The organism is Methylocystis sp. H4A (assembly GCF_015709545.1).
Taxonomy (GTDB): domain Bacteria; phylum Pseudomonadota; class Alphaproteobacteria; order Rhizobiales; family Beijerinckiaceae; genus Methylocystis; species Methylocystis silviterrae.
On the sequence record NZ_JADNQY010000028.1, the window covers coordinates 664,537 to 684,639 of the forward strand.

Sequence of the window (20,103 nt, forward strand, 5' to 3'; positions counted from 1 at the left end):
CGCGCTATTGGCGAGAACTTGGGCCGCTGAGCGTCCAAGAAAGGGTCTCCGCTGCTTAGCATTCCCGTCCCGTCTGCGCCAGCGGCGCGGCCGGGGGCAGGGCGGGGCGCTTGAGGCGCGAGCGGAGGGGCCCTCGTCAAGGGGGCTATCTGTCCGCCCCGTCTGGCGGAGTCGATCGCAAAGCTCTATGCGGAGCGCATGTCGATCGATGTGTCCCAGCCCGTTCAGCCGCCCGTCGATGGCGCTTTACGTCTTTGCGTCGACAATCTCGGCGTTTTGCGCGGGGGCAGGCGCGTTCTCGATCGCGTGAGCTTTTCGCTTTCCGCCGGCCGGGCGCTGATCGTGACGGGCCCCAACGGCGCCGGGAAATCGACGCTGCTGCGGGCCTTGGCGGGACTCCTGCCGCGCGCGGGAGGCTCGATCGCTCTCGAAGGCGGGCCGCCCGACGTCGAACTGCCGCAGCAGGCGCATTATCTTGCGCATAACGATGGCTTGAAGTCGGCGTTGACGATCGAGGAGAACCTCGATTTTTGGTCGCGCTATCTCGCTCGAGAGCCGGACGCGCGCAGCCATACGATCGACGCCGCCCTCGCGATCGTCGGCCTCGGCCATGTCGCGGCTGCGCCATTCGGCGTGCTGTCCGCCGGCCAGAAGCGTCGCGCGGCATTGGCGCGCCTCCTCGTCGCCTTTCGGCCGCTCTGGCTCCTCGACGAGCCGCTGACCGCGCTCGACCGCGCCTCACGCGAGAAATTCGCCGTGGCCATGCGCGATCATTGCGCCCACGGCGGATTGATCGTCGCCGCGACGCATGAGCCGCTGGGGCTCGATGAAGCGGCCTCGCTTGCCTTGGGCGGCGCCTCGTGAGTTCTCCGCTCGCCGCGCTTTTTCTGCGCGAATGGCGCGTCGCGCGCCGCATCGGCGGCTCGGGCGCGATGGGCGTCGTCTTCTTCCTGACGCTCGTCGCGATCGTTCCCTTCGCCGTCGGGCCCGACCCCAATCTCCTAGCTCGCATCGGGCCTGCGATCCAGTGGATCGCGGCGCTGCTCGCGACGCTGCTCTGTCTCGATCGGCTGTTTCAGGCCGACGCCGAGGATGGCTCCCTCGATCTCTTCCATCTTTCCGAGACCCCGCTCGAATTGGCGGTGCTCGTCAAATGCGCGGCGCATTGGGCGGCGACCGGCCTGCCGCTTGTCATCGCCGCGCCGTTTCTGGGGCTGATGCTGCAACAGGAGGCCATGGCGCTTCTCGGCGTCGTCGCGACGCTGCTTGTCGGCACGCCGGCGCTCACGCTGATCGGCGCCATCGGCGCGGCGGCGACGGTGACCGTGCGACGCGGCGGCCTGCTGATGGCGCTGCTCGTCCTGCCGCTGACGATTCCTGTGCTGATCTTCGGCGTCTCCGCCGCCGAGGCGGCGAGCGGCGGCGCCGTGCCCTTCTACGCGCCCTTCGCGATTCTCTGCGCGATCACGCTCGCCGCTCTCGCGCTCTGCCCCTTCGCGGCCGCCGCGGCGCTACGCTATCTCGGCGAATAGGTCGCGATTCAATCAATGCACACGCGGCCGCTGTTCGAACGGCCGGTCAGGCTGTGCGTATGATTGCCGCTGCGGCTCGTGACATGAACGAAGTTCTTCATCTGGCCGCGTCGTCCAAACACGCAGCGCTTGGCGTTGCCGATCTTAAACGCCCCCGACGTCGTGCAGAAATTTGAGTCGCCGCGCCATTCCCTGCCGCCGCCGTGAGCATAGAAGAAGTAGTTATGCGGATCGGACGTTTCGCTGCGCAGGACGACTCTTTCGCAGCCGCCGCAGGCGCGAAGCTTCCACCATCCCTCCGACGTGAATCCGCCGCTCGGGCTCACCCAGGCGGACGCAACGGTGACTTGATCGGGCGTTCTGTTGCAGACGGTCAAATCCGCCTTCGCGGGCGGCGTAAAGGCGCAGGATGCGACGGCGAGCGCGATCGAAAGACGAAAAACATTCATCTCACCTCTCCAAAAATGAGCTTTGAAATTGCGATAGAGCCAATAGCCCTTGCTCAAGCAATTGACGCGAGCGCCGGCGCTCGACCGTCAGCTTGCGCGCGCCGGAAAAGCGGCGAGCGTGAAGGCGATCGCGAGCGCGAGGAGCAGCGCCAGATGCAGGACGCGATTGCGCAATCTGGACATTTTTCTCTTCCTTCAAAAATGACGCGCCGAGCGAAACAGGTCACGCGCGGAGAACATTCATTTAAGATCGAAATAGCGTCCGGCGCCTCGTCCGGTTAGCTGAGAGAGGCACAAGAAAGATTAGCGTCGCAGCGCAGCCGAGAGCTGCGCGCTCGGCATATGCCGCGACCAACTCTTCATCAGCCTGCGGCTTTGCGGGCCTGCTTCGCCTGGGTCGATCGCCATGAGCCGCTCGTTGATCGGCGCGACTTTTAGTAGCGTATAAGGCCGGTTCTCACTTTTCGGCCCATGTGGGCGCGCGCTTCTCCAGAAACGCGGCCACGCCCTCCTTGGCGTCTTCCGCCAGCATGTTCTCGACCATCACCGCGCTCGCCAGCTCATAGGCGTCCGAAAGCGGCTTCTCGCTCTGAGCATAGAAAGCCCTCTTGCCGAAGCGGATCGCCTGCGGAGATTTTTCGGCGATGAGGCGCGCCAGCGCCAGCGCGCCGATCCGCGCGCCATCGGCTGACACGCGGTTAACGAGGCCGATGCGCAGCGCCTCCTCGGCGCTGATGGGAACGCCCGTGAGCAGCATCTCCATCGCCTGCTTTGGCGCCACATTGCGCGAGAGCGCCACGGCCGGCGTCGAGCAGAAAAGGCCGATGTTAACGCCCGGCGTGCAGAAGCGCGCGCGCGGACCCGCAACGGCGAGATCGCAACTCGCGACGAGCTGGCAGCCGGCGGCCGTGGCCATCTCATCGACAGCCGCAACGACCGGCTGAGGCAGCGTCACGATTTTCTGCATCAGCGCCGAGCAGGCCCGCATCGTCCTATCGAAGAAGGCGCGGCCTCGGTCGGGATCGTTGCGATGCGCCGTCAGCTCCTTGAGGTCATGCCCGGCGCAGAAGGCGGGGCCTTCCGCCTGCAGCACGACGACGCGAACGTCGTCGTGGGTCGCAAGCGCGTCGAGACGGCCGGAGAGGGCGTCGATCATCGCGAGAGATAAGGCGTTACGCGAGGCGGGGCTGTTCAGCGTAAGGATCGCGACGTCAGCCGTGGTCTCCAGCGTCACGCGCGCGGTTGTTTCGGCGTCCAGGGTCATCGCTTCGAGCATATAAGTCCGGCGGCGGGAAACCAAAGGTATCCGGCCGCCGCGCTCAGGGGAATCGGGTGAATGATTGTTTTTCTCGCCCTCATGCTGAGGAGGCTCCGCAAGTCGGGTTTACCAGACTTGCGAATTTAATGTCGATCTCGGGCAGGCCCGAGATCGAATGAGCCGTCTCGAAGCACGAGGGTGAGGAAAAATGCGCGAAAACGGGCTTCCTGGTCCTTCGAGACGCGTGCTGCGCACGCTCCTCAGGATGAGGAAGCCCTTCAACCGATCGCCCGGCCGCCGTGCGCGATTTAGTAGAGGCCGCCGGTACCGCTGCCGACCTGCTGATCCACGTCATGCGGCGTATCGAGCTGACGCGGGCCGCCGCCGCCAGAGTAGGAGTCGGGCGGCGCCGTCCCCGGCTTGAAGGCTTCGAGAATCGTGCCTCCTCCCGACGAACGCAGCCCCGAATGCGCGTCGACGGAAATGAGCTTGATCCCCGGCGGCACGCGGAACGGCGTATCGGGCTTGTCCTTCAGAGCCACCGTCATGAAGTCACGGAAGATCGGCGCGGCGAACTGCGCGGCCTGGGCGTGGCTGCCGAGCGAGCGCGGCCGATCGTAGCCGATGAAGACGCCGACCGCGAGATCGGGCGAAAAGCCGATGAACCAGAGATCTTTCGCGTCGTTCGTCGTGCCGGTCTTGCCGGCAAGGTGCTTGCCCACCGATCTGATCGAAACGCCGGTGCCGCGTTGGATCACGCCTTCCATGATCGAGGTGATCTGATAGGCGGTGAGCGGATCGAGCACCTGTTCGCGCTTGTCGATCAGCTTCGGTTCGAGCTGATTCTCCCATTTGGCGGAGTCGCAGCCGATGCATTGACGCTCATCATGGCGGTAGAGCGTCTTGCCCCAGCGATCCTGAATGCGGTCGATCAGCGTGGGCTTGATGCGCTTGCCGCCATTCGCCAGCATCGAATAGCCGGTGACCATGCGGAGCAGCGTCGTTTCGCCGGCGCCGAGCGCCATGGAGAGATAGGGCGTCATCTCGTCATAGACGCCGAAGCGTTTGGCGTATTCGGCGATGAGCGGCATGCCGACGTCTTTCGCCAAACGCACCGTCATCATGTTCTTGGAATGCTCGATTCCGTAGCGCAGCGGATGCGCGCCGGTGCCGTGGCCGCCTTCAAAATTCTCCGGCGTCCAATAGGTGCCGTCCGCCTGCTGGATGGAAATCGGCTCGTCGAGGATGGACGACGACGGCGTATAGCCATTGTCGAGCGCCGTCGCATAGACGAAGGGCTTGAACGAGGAGCCGGGCTGGCGCAACGCCTGAGTCGCGCGATTGAATGACGACTGGTCGAAGGAAAAGCCGCCGACCATGGAGAAGACGCGGCCCGTATGCGGGTCCATGGTCACCATCGCGCCGGAGATGTCGGGGATCTGGCGCAGACGATATTGGCCGGCGCGTCCCGCGAGCGGCTCGACGTAGATCACGTCGCCCGTCGTCAAAGCGGTTCGCGGCGTGCGGCCGCTCCAGCGCATGCCTTCGGCCGGTAGAAGGCCGGTCTCGCGTTCGCGCGCCACTTCGCCGGATTTCTCGCGTCCCGGCTGAAGACCAATGCGCGCGGCGTCGCCGGTCACATCGAGCACGACGGCGAGGCGCCATGGCTTGACGTCGCCAAGCGCGGGAATAGCGGAGAGCGTCACGCCCCAATCGGAGGAGATGTCGATGTGGTTCATCGCGCCGCGGAAGCCATGGGCCTCGTCGAAGCGAACGAGACCGTCGGCCAGCGCTTTTCTTGTCCAGGCCTGCATCTTCGGGTCGAGCGTCGTGCGAACCGAAAGGCCGCCCTCGTAGAGCTTCTTCTCGCTTTGTTGCTCCAGCAGCTGACGCCGCACTTCCTCGGCGAAATAGCCGGCGACATAAGTGTTGGGCGAGAGAACGCGCGGATTGACGCCGAGCGGTTCCGCTTTCGCCTTTGCGCCTTCTTCCGCGGTGACATAGTCGTCGGCGATCAGGCGATCGATGACGTAGTTGCGGCGTTCGAGGGCGCGCTCGCGGTTTTGAAACGGATTGTAGTTGCTCGGCGCCTTTGGAAGCGCCGCCAGATAGGCCGCTTCTGCGAGCGTGAGCTCATTGACCGATTTGTTGAAATAATTGAGCGCGGCGGCGGCGACGCCGTAGTTTCCAAGGCCGAGATAGATCTCATTGAGATAAAGCTCGAGAATCTTGTCCTTGGGATAGGCGGCTTCGATGCGGAAGGCGACGAGCGCTTCGCGAATCTTGCGTTCGATCGAGCGCTCGTTGCCGACGAGGAAGTTCTTGGCGACCTGCTGCGTGATGGTTGAGGCGCCTTGCACATGGCGGCCGCCCTGGGCGAGCACCGTCACGGCGCGCATCACGCCTTCCGGGTCGACGCCGACGTGGTTGTAGAAGTTCTTGTCCTCGGCGGAGATGAACGCCTGCTTCACCAATTGCGGAATGGCGGAGCTCGGCAGGAACAGGCGGCGTTCATGCGAATATTCGGCGAGGATCGAACCGTCGCCGGCGTGCAACCGCGTCGTCACTGGCGGCTCGTAGTCGCGCAGCTGGGCCGTGTCGGGCAGATCCTTGGAAAAATAATAGATCAGCCCGGACCCGGCGATCGCACCGATGAGGAAGACGATCGTCGCGGTCGCGAAGACGAAGCCCAAAAACCTTGCGAGCATTCGCATGAAATCTCACCCTTGGAGCGGCCGGCGGCTGGCGTCGGCTATGTTTCTAATGCCAAAGTCCGTTGCGCGACGGCGGGCGCCTGAGCCTGGCCGGCGCGCGAAAGCGACTCGTTCAGCTCAGATATAGTGAGCGATCGCACTTTCCGGGGTCATTTTCTTTAACAACGCCCGTTTTGGATCATTCCACCGTTCGGCGAATTCCCGGCGCCGGTTCCCGGCGCGTTTGACGGCGATCGTCGCCGGTCACGAATTGCCGCGACGCGAGAAGCGCCTATCCGCAAGTATGTGACGCCGCGTCTGCGTTTCTCGTGCTTCGGCGGCTGCGACGCGCGGGCGATCGTGCGTCGCGACTGTCTTCATGTGCCGTGATTTTGTGTTTTATTGTGGGCGCGCCGCGCCCGAGGGCGCTTCGGCGGGGGCCCGCGCTTCACGGCTACGCGCGCTGATAAAGGCGTCAACAGCTTCGGCGGTTTTCTGCGCGGCGCGCTCGCGCCAGTCCTGGGACGTCAGCCGGGATAGATCCTTCTCGCTCGAGAGATACCCGAGTTCGAGCAGCACGGAGGGAACGTCGAAGGCTTTGAGCACAACGAAACCGGCCGAGCGGCTCGGATTTTTATTCAGCGCCCCGACTTCCCTCCAAAATGAGATCAGCGAATGCGAAAACTGGCGACTGTAGGCGCGGGTCTCGCGCCGCGTGAGTTCGAACAATATGTCGCCGACCTCTTCGGCGTCCGCCTTGCTTTCTAGTCCGGCGGCCTGATCCGCGAGATTCTCCTTCTCCGCCATCCGCGCCGCTTCGGCGTCCGACGCGCGCTCGGAGACGGTATACACGGTCGCGCCCTCGACGCGGGACGCGGCGAGCGTGTCCGCGTGAATTGAGACAAACAGGGAAGCATTGTTTTCGCGAGCGATTCGCACCCGCTCGGCAAGCGGGAGAAACATGTCGTGGTCGCGGGTCAAAAGCACGCGGGCGCGGCCGGTTTCCTGGATTTTGTCCCGCAGCGTGCGCGCGAACTCGAGCACGACGTCCTTTTCCATTTCGCCGTGCTTGGAGGTCGCGCCCATATCGACGCCGCCATGGCCCGGATCGATGACCACCATGGGCTTGTCCGTTGGCGCTTTGGCGGCCGTCGCTGGCAGTTTCGGCGGCTCTGCGGGCTGCAGGCGCGCCTGTTCGGCGACAGTCGCGGCGAAATGCCCGGCGCTGGTCGGGGCGAGCTCGATGACGAGCCGCGGTCCCCCCGCCGTCGCCTCACTGTCCGCCTTGAGAATTTTGGCGGGCGCCGCGAGATCAATCACGACGCGCGAGCGTCCCGGCGCGAAGATGCCATAACGGTATGATTTTATGAGCTTGTCGCCTGGAGACAGGCCGGCGTTCGCCTCCATGCGGAAGAGCACTTCGGGCAAATCGACGATGATGCGCGGCGGGTTCGCCACAGAATGCGCGGTCACCGGCGGCAGGCCGGTGAGATCGAAGAGGAGGCGGGAACGATCGGGGAGCGCCTCAATGCGGGCGGTCAGCGCAGAGATTTCCTTCTGCGGGTCCTCGGCCGCGGCGGGCCGCGCGAGCCCGCCCAGAGCCGCGAGGAGCGCAGCCGCCATGGCGATGAACGGTGGCGGCGTCCCTGCGCGCAAAGCTGTCCTCCTCATGTTCGTCCCTAGATTCGCGCGGCGCTTCGATCCGGCAATTGTCGATTTTGGAGGAGCGCCGTTAACGTATCGTTAGCTTATCTGAAAGCCGTCAGCTCCGGGACCTTTCTCCACGAATTTTTCGGTGAATAGCCGAGCCGGCGCTTGCGCCGGCCTACGTCGACCGATATGTAAGGAAACAGCTGCGAATTCTGCGGCGCGATATTCTCCGCGATATGCGGCCGTCAAGTCGAGCCAACAGAATTTCGGACAGTTGCTTTCCGTTACGCCGCCCCGTGCAGGTCGTGACGTTTGGTCGCCGCCACGTGGCGGCGCGAAAGGTTTTTTGACGATCTCATGGCCAGGACCGTGATAGGCGCGAGAGCAGGCGATTCCTCCGTGTGGCATGTCCGCGCGGCAGGGCGCAGCTTCGCTAAAAACATGGGCTCTTGGCTCGTTCGTCATCTCATGGGGACGAGGCGCGATGCGCTTTGTCCCGCCGGCTCGCAAGCCGGCAAGCGTATCGCAGGCCTCAGGCCTGTCTCCCTAATCCTCACAAGAAGCGTTCGCGCCGTCAGGATGCGCCAAAGAGCGGTCGCCGAGTCCATTCCAGGACTCAGGCTTGCCCCGTCGGCGTTATTGCGCGCCACGCCGCAGAAGAGTCCCCCATGGCTAACAAGATGCTCATCGACGCCTCCCACCCGGAGGAGACCCGCGTAGTCGTTCTACGTGGAAACCGCGTTCAGGAATTCGATTTCGAGGCTGCCGACAAAAAACCGCTACGCGGCAACATTTATCTCGCGAAGGTCACGCGGGTTGAGCCGTCCCTTCAGGCCGCTTTCGTCGACTATGGCGGAAACCGTCACGGCTTTCTGGCCTTCGCGGAAATTCACCCTGACTACTATCAAATCCCCGTCGCCGATCGACAGGCGCTGCTCGACGAAGAGAGCCGCGCCCATCAGCAGGCCGACGAGGAAGAGCGCGTTCCGCACGGTCGCGGGCGCCGTTCGCGCCGCCGCCAACACGAGGGCGCCGAGAAGCGCGTGAGCGCCGACGAGGCGGTGACGAGCGAGCCCCTCGAGGATTCGGGCGCTTCGCCGGTCCTCATTGAGGATCAGGCCGAAACGGGCTTCGCCGAATCGGCTGACGAACGGTTTGAAGCCGCGCCGGAGTTCGCGCCCCAGGCTGGGGCGCAAGAACGTCTTGATGCTCCGCCAGCGGCCGTCGAGACCCAAGGGCGTGGTCAAGACCTCGGGGCGGAGGAGCCCGACGCAGGGAAGCCTGGCTCCGCCGAGGGTCGGTCAGAGCGCACGGACATCGAGGCCGAGGCGGGCGATCAGGCGATCGCTACGGCGCAGCATGAGCAGATTTCCATCGATCCCGCCGGCTTCGGTTCGGTCGAAACCGGCGAGGCCGAGGAGTTTGCCCTCGAGGCGCCAGAGCCTGACCACGAACTGAAAGCGCGCCGACAGGACGAGCGTGACGAGGCGCGTGAACGCGCCCGCGAAGATTCGGAAGACGAAACGGCTGAGGTCAGCGCCCGCGTCGACGCCCCGGTTGAGGAGCACGACGAGGAAGAGCATGACGACGAGGACGATCACGTCGAGCACATCGGCGGGGACGCGATGGACGAAGCGCCCTATCGCGCGCCGCGCGCCCGTCGTCAGTACAAGATTCAAGAGGTCATCAAGCGGCGCCAGGTGCTGCTCGTTCAGGTCGTCAAGGAAGAGCGCGGCAACAAGGGCGCCGCGCTCACGACCTATCTTTCGCTTGCCGGCCGTTATTCCGTGCTCATGCCCAATACCGCGCGGGGCGGGGGCATTTCGCGCAAAATCACGGACGGCGCGGACCGCAAGCGGCTGAAAGAGATCGTGCATGATCTCGAGGTGCCGGAGGGGATGGGCGTCATCCTGCGAACGGCCGGCGCGACGCGGACCAAGCAGGAGGTCAAGCGCGATTTCGAATATCTGCTGCGACTGTGGGAGAGCGTGCGCGAATTGACGCTGCGCTCCGCGGCGCCGACCCTCGTCTATGAGGAAGGCTCACTCATCAAGCGCGCCATTCGCGACCTTTATGGGCGCGACGTCGAGGAAGTCGTCGTTTCGGGCGAAGACGCCTATCGCGAGGCCAAAGACTTCATGCGCATGCTGATGCCGAGCCACGCGAAGAACGTGCGCCTGCATCGCGAGCCTTTTCCGATCTTCGCCGAAAGCGGCGTCGAGGCCCAACTCGACGCGATGTTCTCCAACCATGTCACGCTAAAATCGGGCGGCTATCTGGTCATCAACCAGACAGAGGCGCTGGTCGCGATCGACGTGAACTCGGGACGTTCGACGCGCGAGCACAATATCGAGGACACGGCGCTTCGCACCAATCTCGAAGCCGCGGACGAAGTCGCGCGGCAGTTGCGACTGCGCGATCTCGCCGGGCTGATCGTCGTCGACTTCATCGACATGGAGGAGAGTCGCAACAATCGCGCTGTTGAGCGACGCCTCAAGGACGCGCTGAAAAACGACCGCGCCCGCATTCAGGTCGGCCGCATCTCGCATTTCGGCTTGCTAGAAATGTCGCGCCAGCGCATCCGCGCCGGCGTCGTCGAGGGCTCGACGGTGCCATGTCCGCACTGCCTCGGCGCCGGTCATGTGCGCTCCACCGCCTCCGTTGCGCTGCATGTGCTGCGGGTGCTGGAGGAGGCGCTGGTCAAGAGCGCCGCGCATGACGTGACTCTGCGCACTCGCGCGGTCGTGGCGCTCTACATTCTCAACCAGAAGCGCGCCCATCTGCAGGAGCTGGAGCGCCGCTTCGGCGTCCATATCACGGTCGCCGCCGATGACACGCTCACCGGTGCGACCTATCACGCGCTCGAGCGCGGAGAACTTGCGACCGGGCCGCGCGTTTCGCAGCGCGACGCGCCTTTGCGCGTCGATTCGGTGCTCGCCGAACCTCTTGAGGAAGAGGCGCCGGAAGACATGATCGCTGGCGAAATCGTCGAGGCGGAAGAGGAAGCCGTCGAGTCGAACGGCGATCAGCGTGACGAGAACGGCGAACGATCGCGCTTGGGCGCGGATGAAGACGCGTCGCGCGGCCGTCGTCGTCGCCGTCGCCGAGGCCGTGGCGGCGGCGCACAGGGCGGCGAACTCCTGGCGCCTGGCGCCGAGCAGCCGTCCGATGAAGGCCTTGCGATCATGGCGGCGATTGAGGGCGCGCCGGCGCCCGCCGAGGAACGGCCTGACCGACGCGGCGGCCGACGCGGCGGCAGTCGCAGTCCAGATCGCGGTCCTGGCCGTTGGCGGCGATCAGCCCCCATGCCAGAGGAATTCAAAGACCCTTCCGCGGTCTTCGCGCTCGACGAGGGTGGTGAGGACGCGCAGGCGCTGATCTCCCCGCGTGGGGCGCAGGCGCCGGAGTTTCCGGCGCCTTTGCCGGTTCCGCCGCCGGTAAACGGCGCCGAGATTGCGCCGCCCTCCCAAGAGCGCGCAAGCGAGCCGGTCGCCCGGATCGCTCCATCTCAGGCGGCGCCGACGCCGACGCCCGAGCCCGCCCCCGAGCCGGTCGCCCCGCGCGAGCCCACGGAAGTGGTCATTACGCAAGCGGATCCGGACCGCCCCAAGAAGGGCGGCTGGTGGCAGCGCGTGCGCACGCCTTTCGGAAGCTAGAGCGCTTCCCGATCACATGGACTCAATGTGATCGATAAGGAATCGCTCGAAATAAAAATGGTGGAGCAGGTTCTCATCGAAAAAGTCTGTCAACTTTTTCGGAACCTGCTCTTAGGGCCGCAGCCAGGCTTCTAGGCGGGCGAGGCCCTCGCGCACGTCCGCCTCCGGCCCGGCGTAAGAAAGCCGCAGCGTTTTTGCGCCGCGGCGCGGATCAAAATCGAGGCCGGGCGTCGTCGCGACGCCGGCTTCGTGCAACATCCGCCGACAGAACCCGATCGAATCGTCGGTGAAACGCGAGATGTCGGCGTAGATGTAAAAAGCGCCGTCGGGCGGCGCGAAATTGTCCAATCCCAGTCTGGGAAGGCGGTCGAGCAGAAGCGCCCGGTTTTGCGCATAGGCGGCGCGGTTCGCCTCCAATTCGTCGCCAGCGTCGAAAGCGGCGAGGGCGGCGCGCTGCGACAAAGTCGGGGCGCAGATCGCGAGCGACTGCTGCAAGCGCTCGAGCGGACGCATCAATTCGGGCGGAGCGACGAGCCATCCGAGCCGCCACCCTGTCATCGCATAATATTTCGAGAAGGAATTGATGACGAGGGCGCGTTGCGAGAAGCGCAGCGCGGTCTCCGCGCGCATCTCATATTCGAGTCCGTGATAGATCTCGTCGGAGACGAGAACGATTTCGGCTTCGTCGCAGAAGGCGCAGATCCGCGCCAATTCGTCGCGCGCAATCATCGCGCCGGTCGGATTGGCCGGGCTCATGAAGAGCGCGCCGTGAAGCTTGCCGCCTCGATGGGCCGATTCGAGCATCGCCGCGGTGGGCGCAAAGCGCGTCTCGTGGCCGACGTCGAGCAGGACCGGCTCCAGGCCGAGTGCGGAAAGGATGTTCGCATAGGCCGGATAGCCAGGCGCGGTGACGGCGATCCTTGCTCCCGGATCGAACGCGGCGAGAAAGGCGAGCAGAAAGCCGCCGGATGAGCCTGTCGTGGCGATGACGCGGTCGGGCGTGACCTCGACGCCATAGCGTTCGCGATAGTGGCGCGCGATGCGGGCGCGCAGCGGCGCCTCGCCAAGCGCTTCGCCATAGCCGATCGAGCCCTGGCGCAACGACTCCGTGGCGGCCTCGCGCACGTGGCGCGGCGCGGCGACCCCGGGTTCGCCAAGCTCCAAATGGATGATGCTGCGGCCGGCGCGCTCCAAGGCTTTCGCGTCGCGCAGCACGTCCATGGCCATGAAGGGCGCGATTTGGGAGCGACGGGATGGGGGTAGGGGTAAGTTCATACGAGCCTTCTATTGCCAATCTCCGTTAGGCGCACGCTCTCGCCGCCGCGCGCCATATTATCTTGAGCGGCGCGCATCGCGCCGGCCTTTCATGCCGGCCTTTCATGGAGCAGACATGGCCAGCAGCCATGATTTCCGGCGCATCGCAATGTCTCTCGAGGGAACGCGCGAAGCGCCGCATTTCGACAGAACTGCTTTTAAGGTCGTGCGGATCTACGCGACTCTCGCCGCCCACGGACGAACGGCGAATGTGAAATTCGCGCCCGAAGAGCAGGCGTTCAAATCCATGATGGCGCCGCAGGCGTTTGCGCCTGTTCCCAACGCCTGGGGGCGGCAGGGATGGACGACGATTCTGCTCGAGGCGATCGACGTCTCGGAGCTGCGCGACGCGCTTGAAACGGCTTGGCGTCACGCCACAAAGAAAAAGACGGCAAAGAAAAACAAATGTACGAATTAAGCGCCATCGAACTGATTCAGAGACTGTCGATTGCGCTGGCGATCGGGCTGCTCATTGGCTTGGAACGAGGCTGGACGTCACGCGACGAGTCGGAAGGCGAGCGCGCCGCCGGCCTGCGCACGCATGGGCTTGCCGGACTGCTCGGCGGCGTGTGGGGCGCAATCGTTCAGCCTTTTGGCGCTTCCGGCGTCGTCGCTTTGGCGATCGCCTTCGCCTTCGTCGGCGCTTTGGTCGGGGTCTATCGCTACCGCGAAAACGTGCGTGACGAGACCTTTGGCGCGACGACCGTCGTCGCGGCGTCGCTCGCCTTTTCGCTCGGCGCCTTCGCGGTGATCGGCGACATACAGGCGGCGGCAGCCGCAGCGGTGGCGACGACGGCGATCCTGGCGCTCAAGGCGTTTCTGCACGGCCTCGTCAAGCGCATCACCTGGGACGAGCTGCGCTCCGGGCTGGCGCTGCTCGCGATGAGCTTCATCTTGCTGCCGGTTCTGCCGAATCGCGCCATCGATCCGTGGCAAGCGGTGAACCCTTTCGAATTGTGGCTGATGACCGTGCTAATCGGCGTGATTTCCTTCGCGGGCTACGTCGCCGTAAAGATTATCGGCTACGACCGCGGCGTCGCCGTCGCCGGCATGGCGGGAGGACTGGCGTCGTCGACGGCCGCGACGGCGGCGATGTCGCGGCTGGCGCGGGAACATCCGTCGCAGATTGGCGCTTCGGTGGCGGGCGCCATCTTCGCGAATGCTGTGATGGCGCCGCGAATCATCGCCGTCATCGCGGTTATCAATCCGACGCTCGCGTGGCGTTTGGCGCCGCCGGTCGTTGCGGCCGGCGTGCTCTTCGCGCTCGCCGGAGTCTTTCTCCTGCGACGAAGCGAGCGGCCCACAGAATCAAGCGGCTTTTCTGTCGGCAATCCGCTGGATCTGATGGCGGTGCTCAAATTCGGCGCGCTCCTCGCGAGCGTGATGATCCTCTCGCGGCTCGCGACGCATTTCGCCGGAAGCGGCGGCGCCTATGCGCTCGCGGCCATTTCCGGCATCGTCGACGTTGACGCGATCGGACTGACCATGGCGCGGCTCGGCGCAAGCGAGATCGGCATAAGGGCGGCGGCGGGGGCGGTGCTGCTGGCGCTGCTGTCGAACACCGCGTCGAAAGTCGTGATGGGCTGGGTTATCGGCGGCGCCGGAATGGGCTACAGACTCGCCGCGGCTTCCACTCTCGCCGTCGCCGGCGCGCTCATGGCGTTGTGGCTGACGGAATTCGCTGGCCTATAGACCGCGTTCGTCGAGAGCGACAGATTTCACCAGGGCGAATACGTCTGCGCCGACAGTCAGCCGCAACTCGTCGAGTGCGAGCCGCGTGATCGCCGAGACAAGACGGTCGCCGCCAATGAGCGTCAGCGTGATGAAGGCGAGGGCGCTCTCGGTCGCATCGATCTTCTCGATGCGGCCGCGCAAAATCGTCCGCACGCTGGTGTCGCGGGGTTCGGACATCGCAAGCGCAACGTCTGTCGCGCGCATGACGACGCGCGCTTCGCGCTGCGTCGTCAGACGCGCAGCGATCAATATCTCGCCCGCCGGATGGGCAAGCCGCGTGACGCCGTAAGCTTCGTCGACGGCGACGACGCGCGCCTTGAGCGCGTTGACCACGCCGAAACGGCCGCCTTCGACAAGACGGCTCGCGCTCGGCAGCACGTCGAGCGGCGCGCCGCGCGCGACGACGCGACCGCGATCGAGCACGACGGCCTCGTCCGCGATGCGCGTGACTTCTTCCGGCGCATGGCTGACGTAGATGATCGGGATATCGAGTTCGTCGCGCAGCCGTTCGAGATAGGGCAACACGTCGAGACGGCGCGCCACGTCGAGCGACGCCAGCGGCTCATCCATGAGCAGCAGTTGCGGACGCGTCAGCAGGGCGCGGGCGATTGCGACTCTCTGTCGCTCGCCGCCGGAAAGCGTATCCGGCCAGCGCTCCGCGAGAGCTGCGATGTCGAGCATTTCGCAAAGCGCGTCGCGGCTCGCCTCGGCCGCCGTGACGCGCGCGCGGGTCATTCCATAGTCGAGGTTTCCCTTGACGGTGAGATGGGAAAACAGGCTCGCGTCCTGGAACACCATGCCGAGCGCGCGGCGATGCGTCGGCACGAAGACGCCACGCGCCTCGTCTTGCCAGACGTCGCCGCCGATCCTGAGAAGCCCGTCGGGCGCGCGCGCCAGCCCCGCCATGCAGCGCAGGGCGGTCGACTTGCCGGAGCCGGAAGGGCCAAAAAGCGCTGTGACGCCGCGTCCCGGCAGCTCCAGGTCAACGTCGAGCGCGAAGCCGGGATAGGCGAGGCGGAAACGCGCGGCGATGGCGCCGTTAGCCATTGCGGCCGTTCCGTCGGCGCCCATAGAGCGCGAGGAGAACGCAGAAACTGAACAGCAGCATGCCCCCCGCGAGCCAATGTGCGCGCTCGTAGTTCATCGACTCGACCTGGTCATAGATCAGGACCGACACCACGCGCGTCTTGTCGGGAATGGCGCCGCCGATCATTAGAACGACGCCGAATTCACCGACCGTATGTGCGAAGCCGAGGATGGCCGCCGTGACGAGGCCGGGTCTGGCGAGCGGCAGCGCCACCGTGAAGAATGCGTCCAGCGGGCTGGCGCGCAAGGTGGCCGCAGCCTCCAGCGGACGATCGCCCATCGCCTCGAAGGCGTTCTGGATCGGCTGCACGACGAAGGGCAGCGAATAGAAGAGCGACGCCACGACGAGGCCGGCGAAGGTGAAGGGCAAAGGCGCGACGCCGAGGAACGCGGTGAGCCTGCCCAAGGGTCCATGCGGGCCCATGGTCAGCAGCAGATAGAAGCCCAGCACCGTCGGCGGCAGAACCAGCGGCAGCGCTACGACCGCCCCCAATGGCCCCTTGAGCCACGACTCAGTGCGCGCCAGCCACCACGCCAATGGCGCGCCGATCAGGAGCAGCAGAAATGTGACGATCGTCGCGAGCTTGAGCGTCAGCCAGATCGCGGCAAGATCTTCGGATGTCGGCATGCGAGACCTGCCGCCGAGCGGCGGCGGTGAGGTTAAGACAGGCGGCGGATTGTCAGCGGCCGCCTGTTCCACATTTTAGCGGATTCGTGCACGGGCGAAACGGGCCTACCGCGCGGCCTGGCCGGGGGGCGCGAAGCCAAACTTTATCATGATCGCCTGCGATTGTCCGGTTTTGAGATAGTCGAGAAAGGTCTTCGCCAGAGCTTTGTCGGCGCCCTGGCGGGTCACCACATAGGCCTGTTCGAGTCGTGAATGCAGCGTCTCAGGGATCAGAGAATAGCCGCCTCTGTCCGCGACCTGCTTGCTCAAAGCGATCGAAAGAGCGGTCAGCGCGACATCGGCGGCGCCGGTCTCGGCGTATTGCGTCGCCTGAGAGATGTTCTCGCCGAACACAAGCTTGTCCTTCACCTTGTCCCAAAGGCCGGCGGCGCGCAGCACTTGTTCCGCGCATCTGCCGTAAGGCGCATGCGCCGGATTTGCGATCGCGATCTTGCTGATCTTCGGATCGGCTAGATCCTCCAGGCGCATTTTTGCCGCGTCCCGCGTCGCGCTCCACAAAACGATCCTGCCGACCGCGTAGGGCATGGGCTCGGTCGCCGCGAAGCCGTCCTTGCGCAGCGCGCGCGCATAGGCGATGTCGGCCGAAAAGAAAATGTCGAAGGGCGCGCCCTCGCGGATCTGCGTCTGCAGCTTGCCGGAAGAGCCGTAAATAACATCGACCTTGTCGCCCTTATGGGCGGCTTGAAAGTTCGAGACGATTTCCTGCAACGCGAATTTGAGATCGGACGCCGCCGCAATGGTGATTTCGCTGGCCGTCGCGGCGCGGAGCGGCGCGAGCGTTAAAGCGATCAGGCAACAGAAAGCGAGAAATCCATGCAGTCGGCGCATCTACGCAGCTCCCAAGGTTTGATGGCTCGAGAGCACGCCTGTTGCGATGCGCCGGCCGTGGCACCAACTGCAAGAATCGTTCAAACGGCTGCAGCGATCCACCGCGACAATTCGCCCTTGGGCGCGGCGCCGACCTTTTGCGCGGCGGCTTTGCCGTCTTTGAACAGGATGAGCGTCGGAATCGATCGGATGCCGAGCTTGCTTGCCACGGCAGGATTTTCGTCGATGTTGAGCTTGACGACCTTGATCTTGCCCTTCATCTCCGCGGCGATCTCCTCCAGCGCCGGGGCGATCATGCGGCAGGGACCGCACCATTCCGCCCAAAAATCGACAACAACCGGCTCTGCGGATTTGAGCACTTCCTGTTCGAAAGTGGCGTCAGTGATTTTCTGCGTGGACATGGCCGGCCTTCCATTGGGCTTTTCGTTAGACGTGCGCGGAACGTAGGAAGCGCGTCATCGCCCGTCAAGGCGACGTCCCGAGCAGATCCGGTGCAGAACAATCGGAATCAATCTTCGACGCTTAGCGATTCATTAAACGCATCGGTCGCGCGTCGACAAAAACACAAAGAGCGGGAATGGCGTCCCGCCGCTCCCCGCTCTTTGGCACCCCGTCCTTAACCGAACTGAAACGCCAAGCTCCGAAGTCTTAAGTCGCTCCGATAGCCTTTCGCGCCGGCTCATCTTGCGAGCCTCGGCGAACTGCGTTCTGTTCGGCGTCCTCCCCGACTTGGACCGTAGCTGGGCCTAATTCCTGCGACGCATTCGACGCTTAGGCTTTTACCCCAACCAACCTGGCGAGCGAACACTAGGACAAAACGGGCGGACTGTCACTTCAAAAATGTGCAGTCTGACGAATTTTGTGATCGGGCGCCGCTGAATTAGGCTGATCGCGCCGACCCACCCTAGATGGCGCAACGCCCTCGCGCCGGCGCCGGCGACGCGGGCGCTATTGCGCCGCATCACAGGGGAATGTTGTCGTGCTTCTTCCAAGGATTCTCCAATTCCTTGTGGCGAAGCAGCGCGAGCGCGCGAGCGATTCGCTTGCGGGTCGAACGCGGCGTAATCACTTCGTCGATATACCCACGCTCCGCGGCGACGAAGGGCGACAAGAAGCGATCTTCATACTCCTTGGTGCGCTGAGCGATCTTCTCCGGATCGCCGAGATCGGCGCGGAAGATGATTTCGACGGCGCCCTTTGCGCCCATGACGGCGATCTGCGCCGACGGCCAGGCGTAGTTGACGTCGCCGCGAAGATGTTTTGACGCCATAACGTCATAGGCGCCGCCGAACGCCTTTCGCGTGATGATGGTCACTTTTGGCACCGTCGCTTCGGCGTATGCGAACAGCAGCTTCGCGCCATGCTTGATCAAGCCGCCGTATTCTTGCGCCGTTCCGGGCAAGAAACCCGGCACGTCGACAAAGGTGACGATCGGAATGTTGAAGCAGTCGCAAAAACGCACGAATCGCGCCGCCTTCTTGGAGGCGTCGATATCGAGCACGCCGGCGAGCACGAGCGGCTGATTGGCGACGAAACCGACCGTGCGCCCTTCGATGCGGCCAAAGCCGATCACGATATTGCGGGCATGCGCATCTTGGATCTCGAAGAAGTCGGCCTCGTCGACGATCTTATGGATGAGCTCCTTGATGTCGTAAGGCTTGTTCGGATTATCCGGAACAATCGTGTCGAGCGATTCGTCGAGCCGGTCCACCTCGTCGAAAGCAGGCCATTCCGGCGGCTCTTCCTGGTTGGAGGAGGGCAGGAAATCAATCAGCCTGCGCATCTGCAGGAGCGCTTCGACGTCGTTGTCGTATGCGCGATCGGCGATCGAGCTTTTGGTCGTATGCACCGAAGCGCCGCCAAGCTCTTCCGCCGTGACGGTCTCATTTGTCACCGTCTTCACGACATCGGGCCCGGTCACGAACATATAGCTCGTATCGCGCACCATGAAGATGAAGTCCGTCATCGCCGGCGAGTAGACGTCGCCGCCGGCGCAAGGGCCCATGATCACCGAGATTTGCGGAATGACGCCAGAGGCCATGACATTGCGCTGGAAGACTTCGCCATAGCCGCCGAGCGCCGCGACGCCTTCCTGAATGCGCGCGCCGCCGGCGTCGAACAGGCCGATGATCGGGGCGCGATTTTTCAGCGCCATGTCCTGCAGCTTGGTGATCTTTTGCGCGTGAGTCTCGGAAAGCGAGCCGCCGAAGACGGTGAAGTCCTTGGCGAAGACGAAGACGGCGCGGCCGTTGACCGTGCCCCAACCGGTGACGACGCCGTCGCCCGAGATTTTCTCGCCCTGATCCATGCCGAAATCGGTGCAGCGGTGGGCGACGAACATGTCGAATTCTTCGAACGAGCCGTGATCGAGCAGCAGTTCGATTCGCTCGCGCGCCGTGAGCTTGCCGCGGGCGTGCTGCGCTTCGATCCGCTTTTGGCCGCCGCCCAGTCGGGCGGACGCGCGCCGCCGTTCAAGCCCGTCGAGAATATGTTTCATGTGCTGCCCTGGTTGCTGATATGCGTAATCCGACGCGTCTAGAGCTTGCGCGACCCAAGCCGCCAACGGGCAATGTCGGCGCCGGTCAGCATGTAAAGCTTATCGGGCGACGTCTGCTCGGCAAGCTTCACGAGTTCGGTGCTCACGCCCATCATCGCCGCGTAGCGGGAAAGCGTTTGGAGCATGCCGCCATCGTCATAGTTGCGCTCGCGCACGAGTCCCCCCTCGGCGATGTCGAAACTCGTCGAATAATTGAACATGCGGTGGATGCCGACGCTACTCTGCGGCGGGATCACGCGCTTCCTGCCGCCCATCAACGCGTAGACGCACGCCGAATAGCAGCGGCCCGATACCAGCGCCATTGTACCAGATTGATCCGCCGCGGGACGGGCGACGATCACCGCCATCCCGAGCTTGCGGAAGGCCTGTCCGAGCTCCATCGACGCGACGACCTTTCCGCCAGGCGAGTCGAGCAGCACAATTCCGTGCAGATTGCCGCCACGAGCATTTTCGCGCACGAAGGCGATGAAGGCGTCGGGCGTCTCTAAGCTCATTTCGCCTTGCGCCGCGATCACTTGTGGGCAATTTGCGCGGCAGCCGTCGGAATTCACGCCGACGATGCGAAAGCTCATCTCTTCGGCTTGCGCGAAAATGGGGGCGAATGCGGCGACGCAGAGCGCAAAGAGGACGGTCTTGATCAATCTCATCCGGGCGGCCT

16 protein-coding genes are annotated in these 20,103 nt (G+C 64.4%); 5 read left to right on the forward strand and 11 right to left on the reverse strand.

Features of this window, described 5'->3' with window-relative positions; translation table 11 throughout:
• The first annotated feature begins 198 nt into the window (after positions 1–198).
• On the forward strand, positions 199–864 hold the full coding sequence (gene ccmA / locus IYW40_RS19790) for a heme ABC exporter ATP-binding protein CcmA (RefSeq protein WP_196401943.1): 666 nt from the start codon (positions 199–201) through the stop codon (positions 862–864).
• The gene (ccmB, locus tag IYW40_RS19795) at positions 861–1,532 is read left to right on the forward strand and encodes a heme exporter protein CcmB (RefSeq protein ID WP_196401944.1); all 672 of its coding nucleotides are present in this window, start codon (positions 861–863) and stop codon (positions 1,530–1,532) included. The genes ccmA and ccmB overlap by 4 nt, the downstream gene beginning before the upstream one ends.
• An 8-nt stretch (positions 1,533–1,540) precedes the next feature.
• Here the strand turns inward: ccmB and IYW40_RS19800 are convergent, their stop codons facing one another.
• The 4 genes from IYW40_RS19800 to IYW40_RS19815 form a co-directional block, all read right to left on the reverse strand.
• Positions 1,541–1,981: a DUF1036 domain-containing protein gene (locus tag IYW40_RS19800; protein WP_196401945.1), complete on the reverse strand. Its 441-nt coding sequence runs from the start codon at positions 1,979–1,981 to the stop codon at positions 1,541–1,543.
• Between the two features lie 457 nt (positions 1,982–2,438).
• On the reverse strand, positions 2,439–3,245 hold the full coding sequence (locus tag IYW40_RS19805) for an enoyl-CoA hydratase (protein ID WP_196402233.1): 807 nt from the start codon (positions 3,243–3,245) through the stop codon (positions 2,439–2,441).
• A gap of 302 nt (positions 3,246–3,547) precedes the next feature.
• Positions 3,548–5,953, reverse strand: a complete 2,406-nt coding sequence (locus tag IYW40_RS19810) for a penicillin-binding protein 1A (RefSeq protein WP_196401946.1) — start codon at positions 5,951–5,953, stop codon at positions 3,548–3,550.
• Between the two features lie 378 nt (positions 5,954–6,331).
• A complete protein-coding gene (locus IYW40_RS19815; RefSeq protein WP_246720920.1) occupies positions 6,332–7,588 on the reverse strand; it encodes an N-acetylmuramoyl-L-alanine amidase in 1,257 nt (418 codons plus the stop codon).
• Between the two features lie 662 nt (positions 7,589–8,250).
• Between IYW40_RS19815 and IYW40_RS19820 the strand changes: the two genes are divergently transcribed.
• Entirely contained in the window at positions 8,251–11,238 is a 2,988-nt protein-coding gene (locus IYW40_RS19820; RefSeq protein WP_196401947.1) for an Rne/Rng family ribonuclease, read from the forward strand.
• 111 nt (positions 11,239–11,349) lie between these two features.
• Here IYW40_RS19820 and IYW40_RS19825 read toward each other — a convergent pair whose 3' ends face one another.
• The gene (locus tag IYW40_RS19825) at positions 11,350–12,513 is read right to left on the reverse strand and encodes a pyridoxal phosphate-dependent aminotransferase (RefSeq protein WP_196401948.1); all 1,164 of its coding nucleotides are present in this window, start codon (positions 12,511–12,513) and stop codon (positions 11,350–11,352) included.
• 115 nt (positions 12,514–12,628) lie between these two features.
• On the opposite strand from IYW40_RS19825, the gene IYW40_RS19830 reads away from it, so the two are divergent.
• Together IYW40_RS19830 and IYW40_RS19835 are read left to right on the forward strand one after the other, a co-directional pair.
• Positions 12,629–12,970 carry an MmcQ/YjbR family DNA-binding protein gene (locus tag IYW40_RS19830; RefSeq protein WP_196401949.1) on the forward strand — a complete coding sequence of 114 codons (342 nt, stop codon included), beginning with the start codon at positions 12,629–12,631 and terminating at the stop codon, positions 12,968–12,970.
• Positions 12,958–14,244 (forward strand): DUF4010 domain-containing protein, encoded by a 1,287-nt coding sequence (locus IYW40_RS19835; RefSeq protein ID WP_196401950.1) that lies wholly within the window; start codon positions 12,958–12,960, stop codon positions 14,242–14,244. The genes IYW40_RS19830 and IYW40_RS19835 overlap by 13 nt, the downstream gene beginning before the upstream one ends.
• Here IYW40_RS19835 and modC read toward each other — a convergent pair.
• The 6 genes from modC to IYW40_RS19865 all read right to left on the reverse strand — a co-directional run bounded on the left by modC (position 14,239) and on the right by IYW40_RS19865 (position 20,092).
• Positions 14,239–15,333, reverse strand: coding sequence for a molybdenum ABC transporter ATP-binding protein (modC, locus tag IYW40_RS19840; protein WP_246720921.1), 1,095 nt, complete (start codon positions 15,331–15,333; stop codon positions 14,239–14,241). The genes IYW40_RS19835 and modC overlap by 6 nt on opposite strands.
• On the reverse strand, positions 15,326–16,000 hold the full coding sequence (gene modB / locus IYW40_RS19845; protein ID WP_196401952.1) for a molybdate ABC transporter permease subunit: 675 nt from the start codon (positions 15,998–16,000) through the stop codon (positions 15,326–15,328). The genes modC and modB overlap by 8 nt, the downstream gene beginning before the upstream one ends.
• Before the next feature lie 105 nt (positions 16,001–16,105).
• Positions 16,106–16,888, reverse strand: coding sequence for a molybdate ABC transporter substrate-binding protein (modA, locus tag IYW40_RS19850; RefSeq protein ID WP_196401953.1), 783 nt, complete (start codon positions 16,886–16,888; stop codon positions 16,106–16,108).
• Positions 16,889–16,968: 80 nt separating this feature from the next.
• Positions 16,969–17,289 (reverse strand): thioredoxin, encoded by a 321-nt coding sequence (gene trxA, locus IYW40_RS19855; RefSeq protein ID WP_175092661.1) that lies wholly within the window; start codon positions 17,287–17,289, stop codon positions 16,969–16,971.
• Between the two features lie 560 nt (positions 17,290–17,849).
• Positions 17,850–19,385, reverse strand: a complete 1,536-nt coding sequence (locus IYW40_RS19860; RefSeq protein ID WP_196401954.1) for an acyl-CoA carboxylase subunit beta — start codon at positions 19,383–19,385, stop codon at positions 17,850–17,852.
• A gap of 38 nt (positions 19,386–19,423) precedes the next feature.
• The gene (locus IYW40_RS19865) at positions 19,424–20,092 is read right to left on the reverse strand and encodes a hypothetical protein (RefSeq protein ID WP_196401955.1); all 669 of its coding nucleotides are present in this window, start codon (positions 20,090–20,092) and stop codon (positions 19,424–19,426) included.
• Positions 20,093–20,103 lie beyond the last annotated feature (11 nt).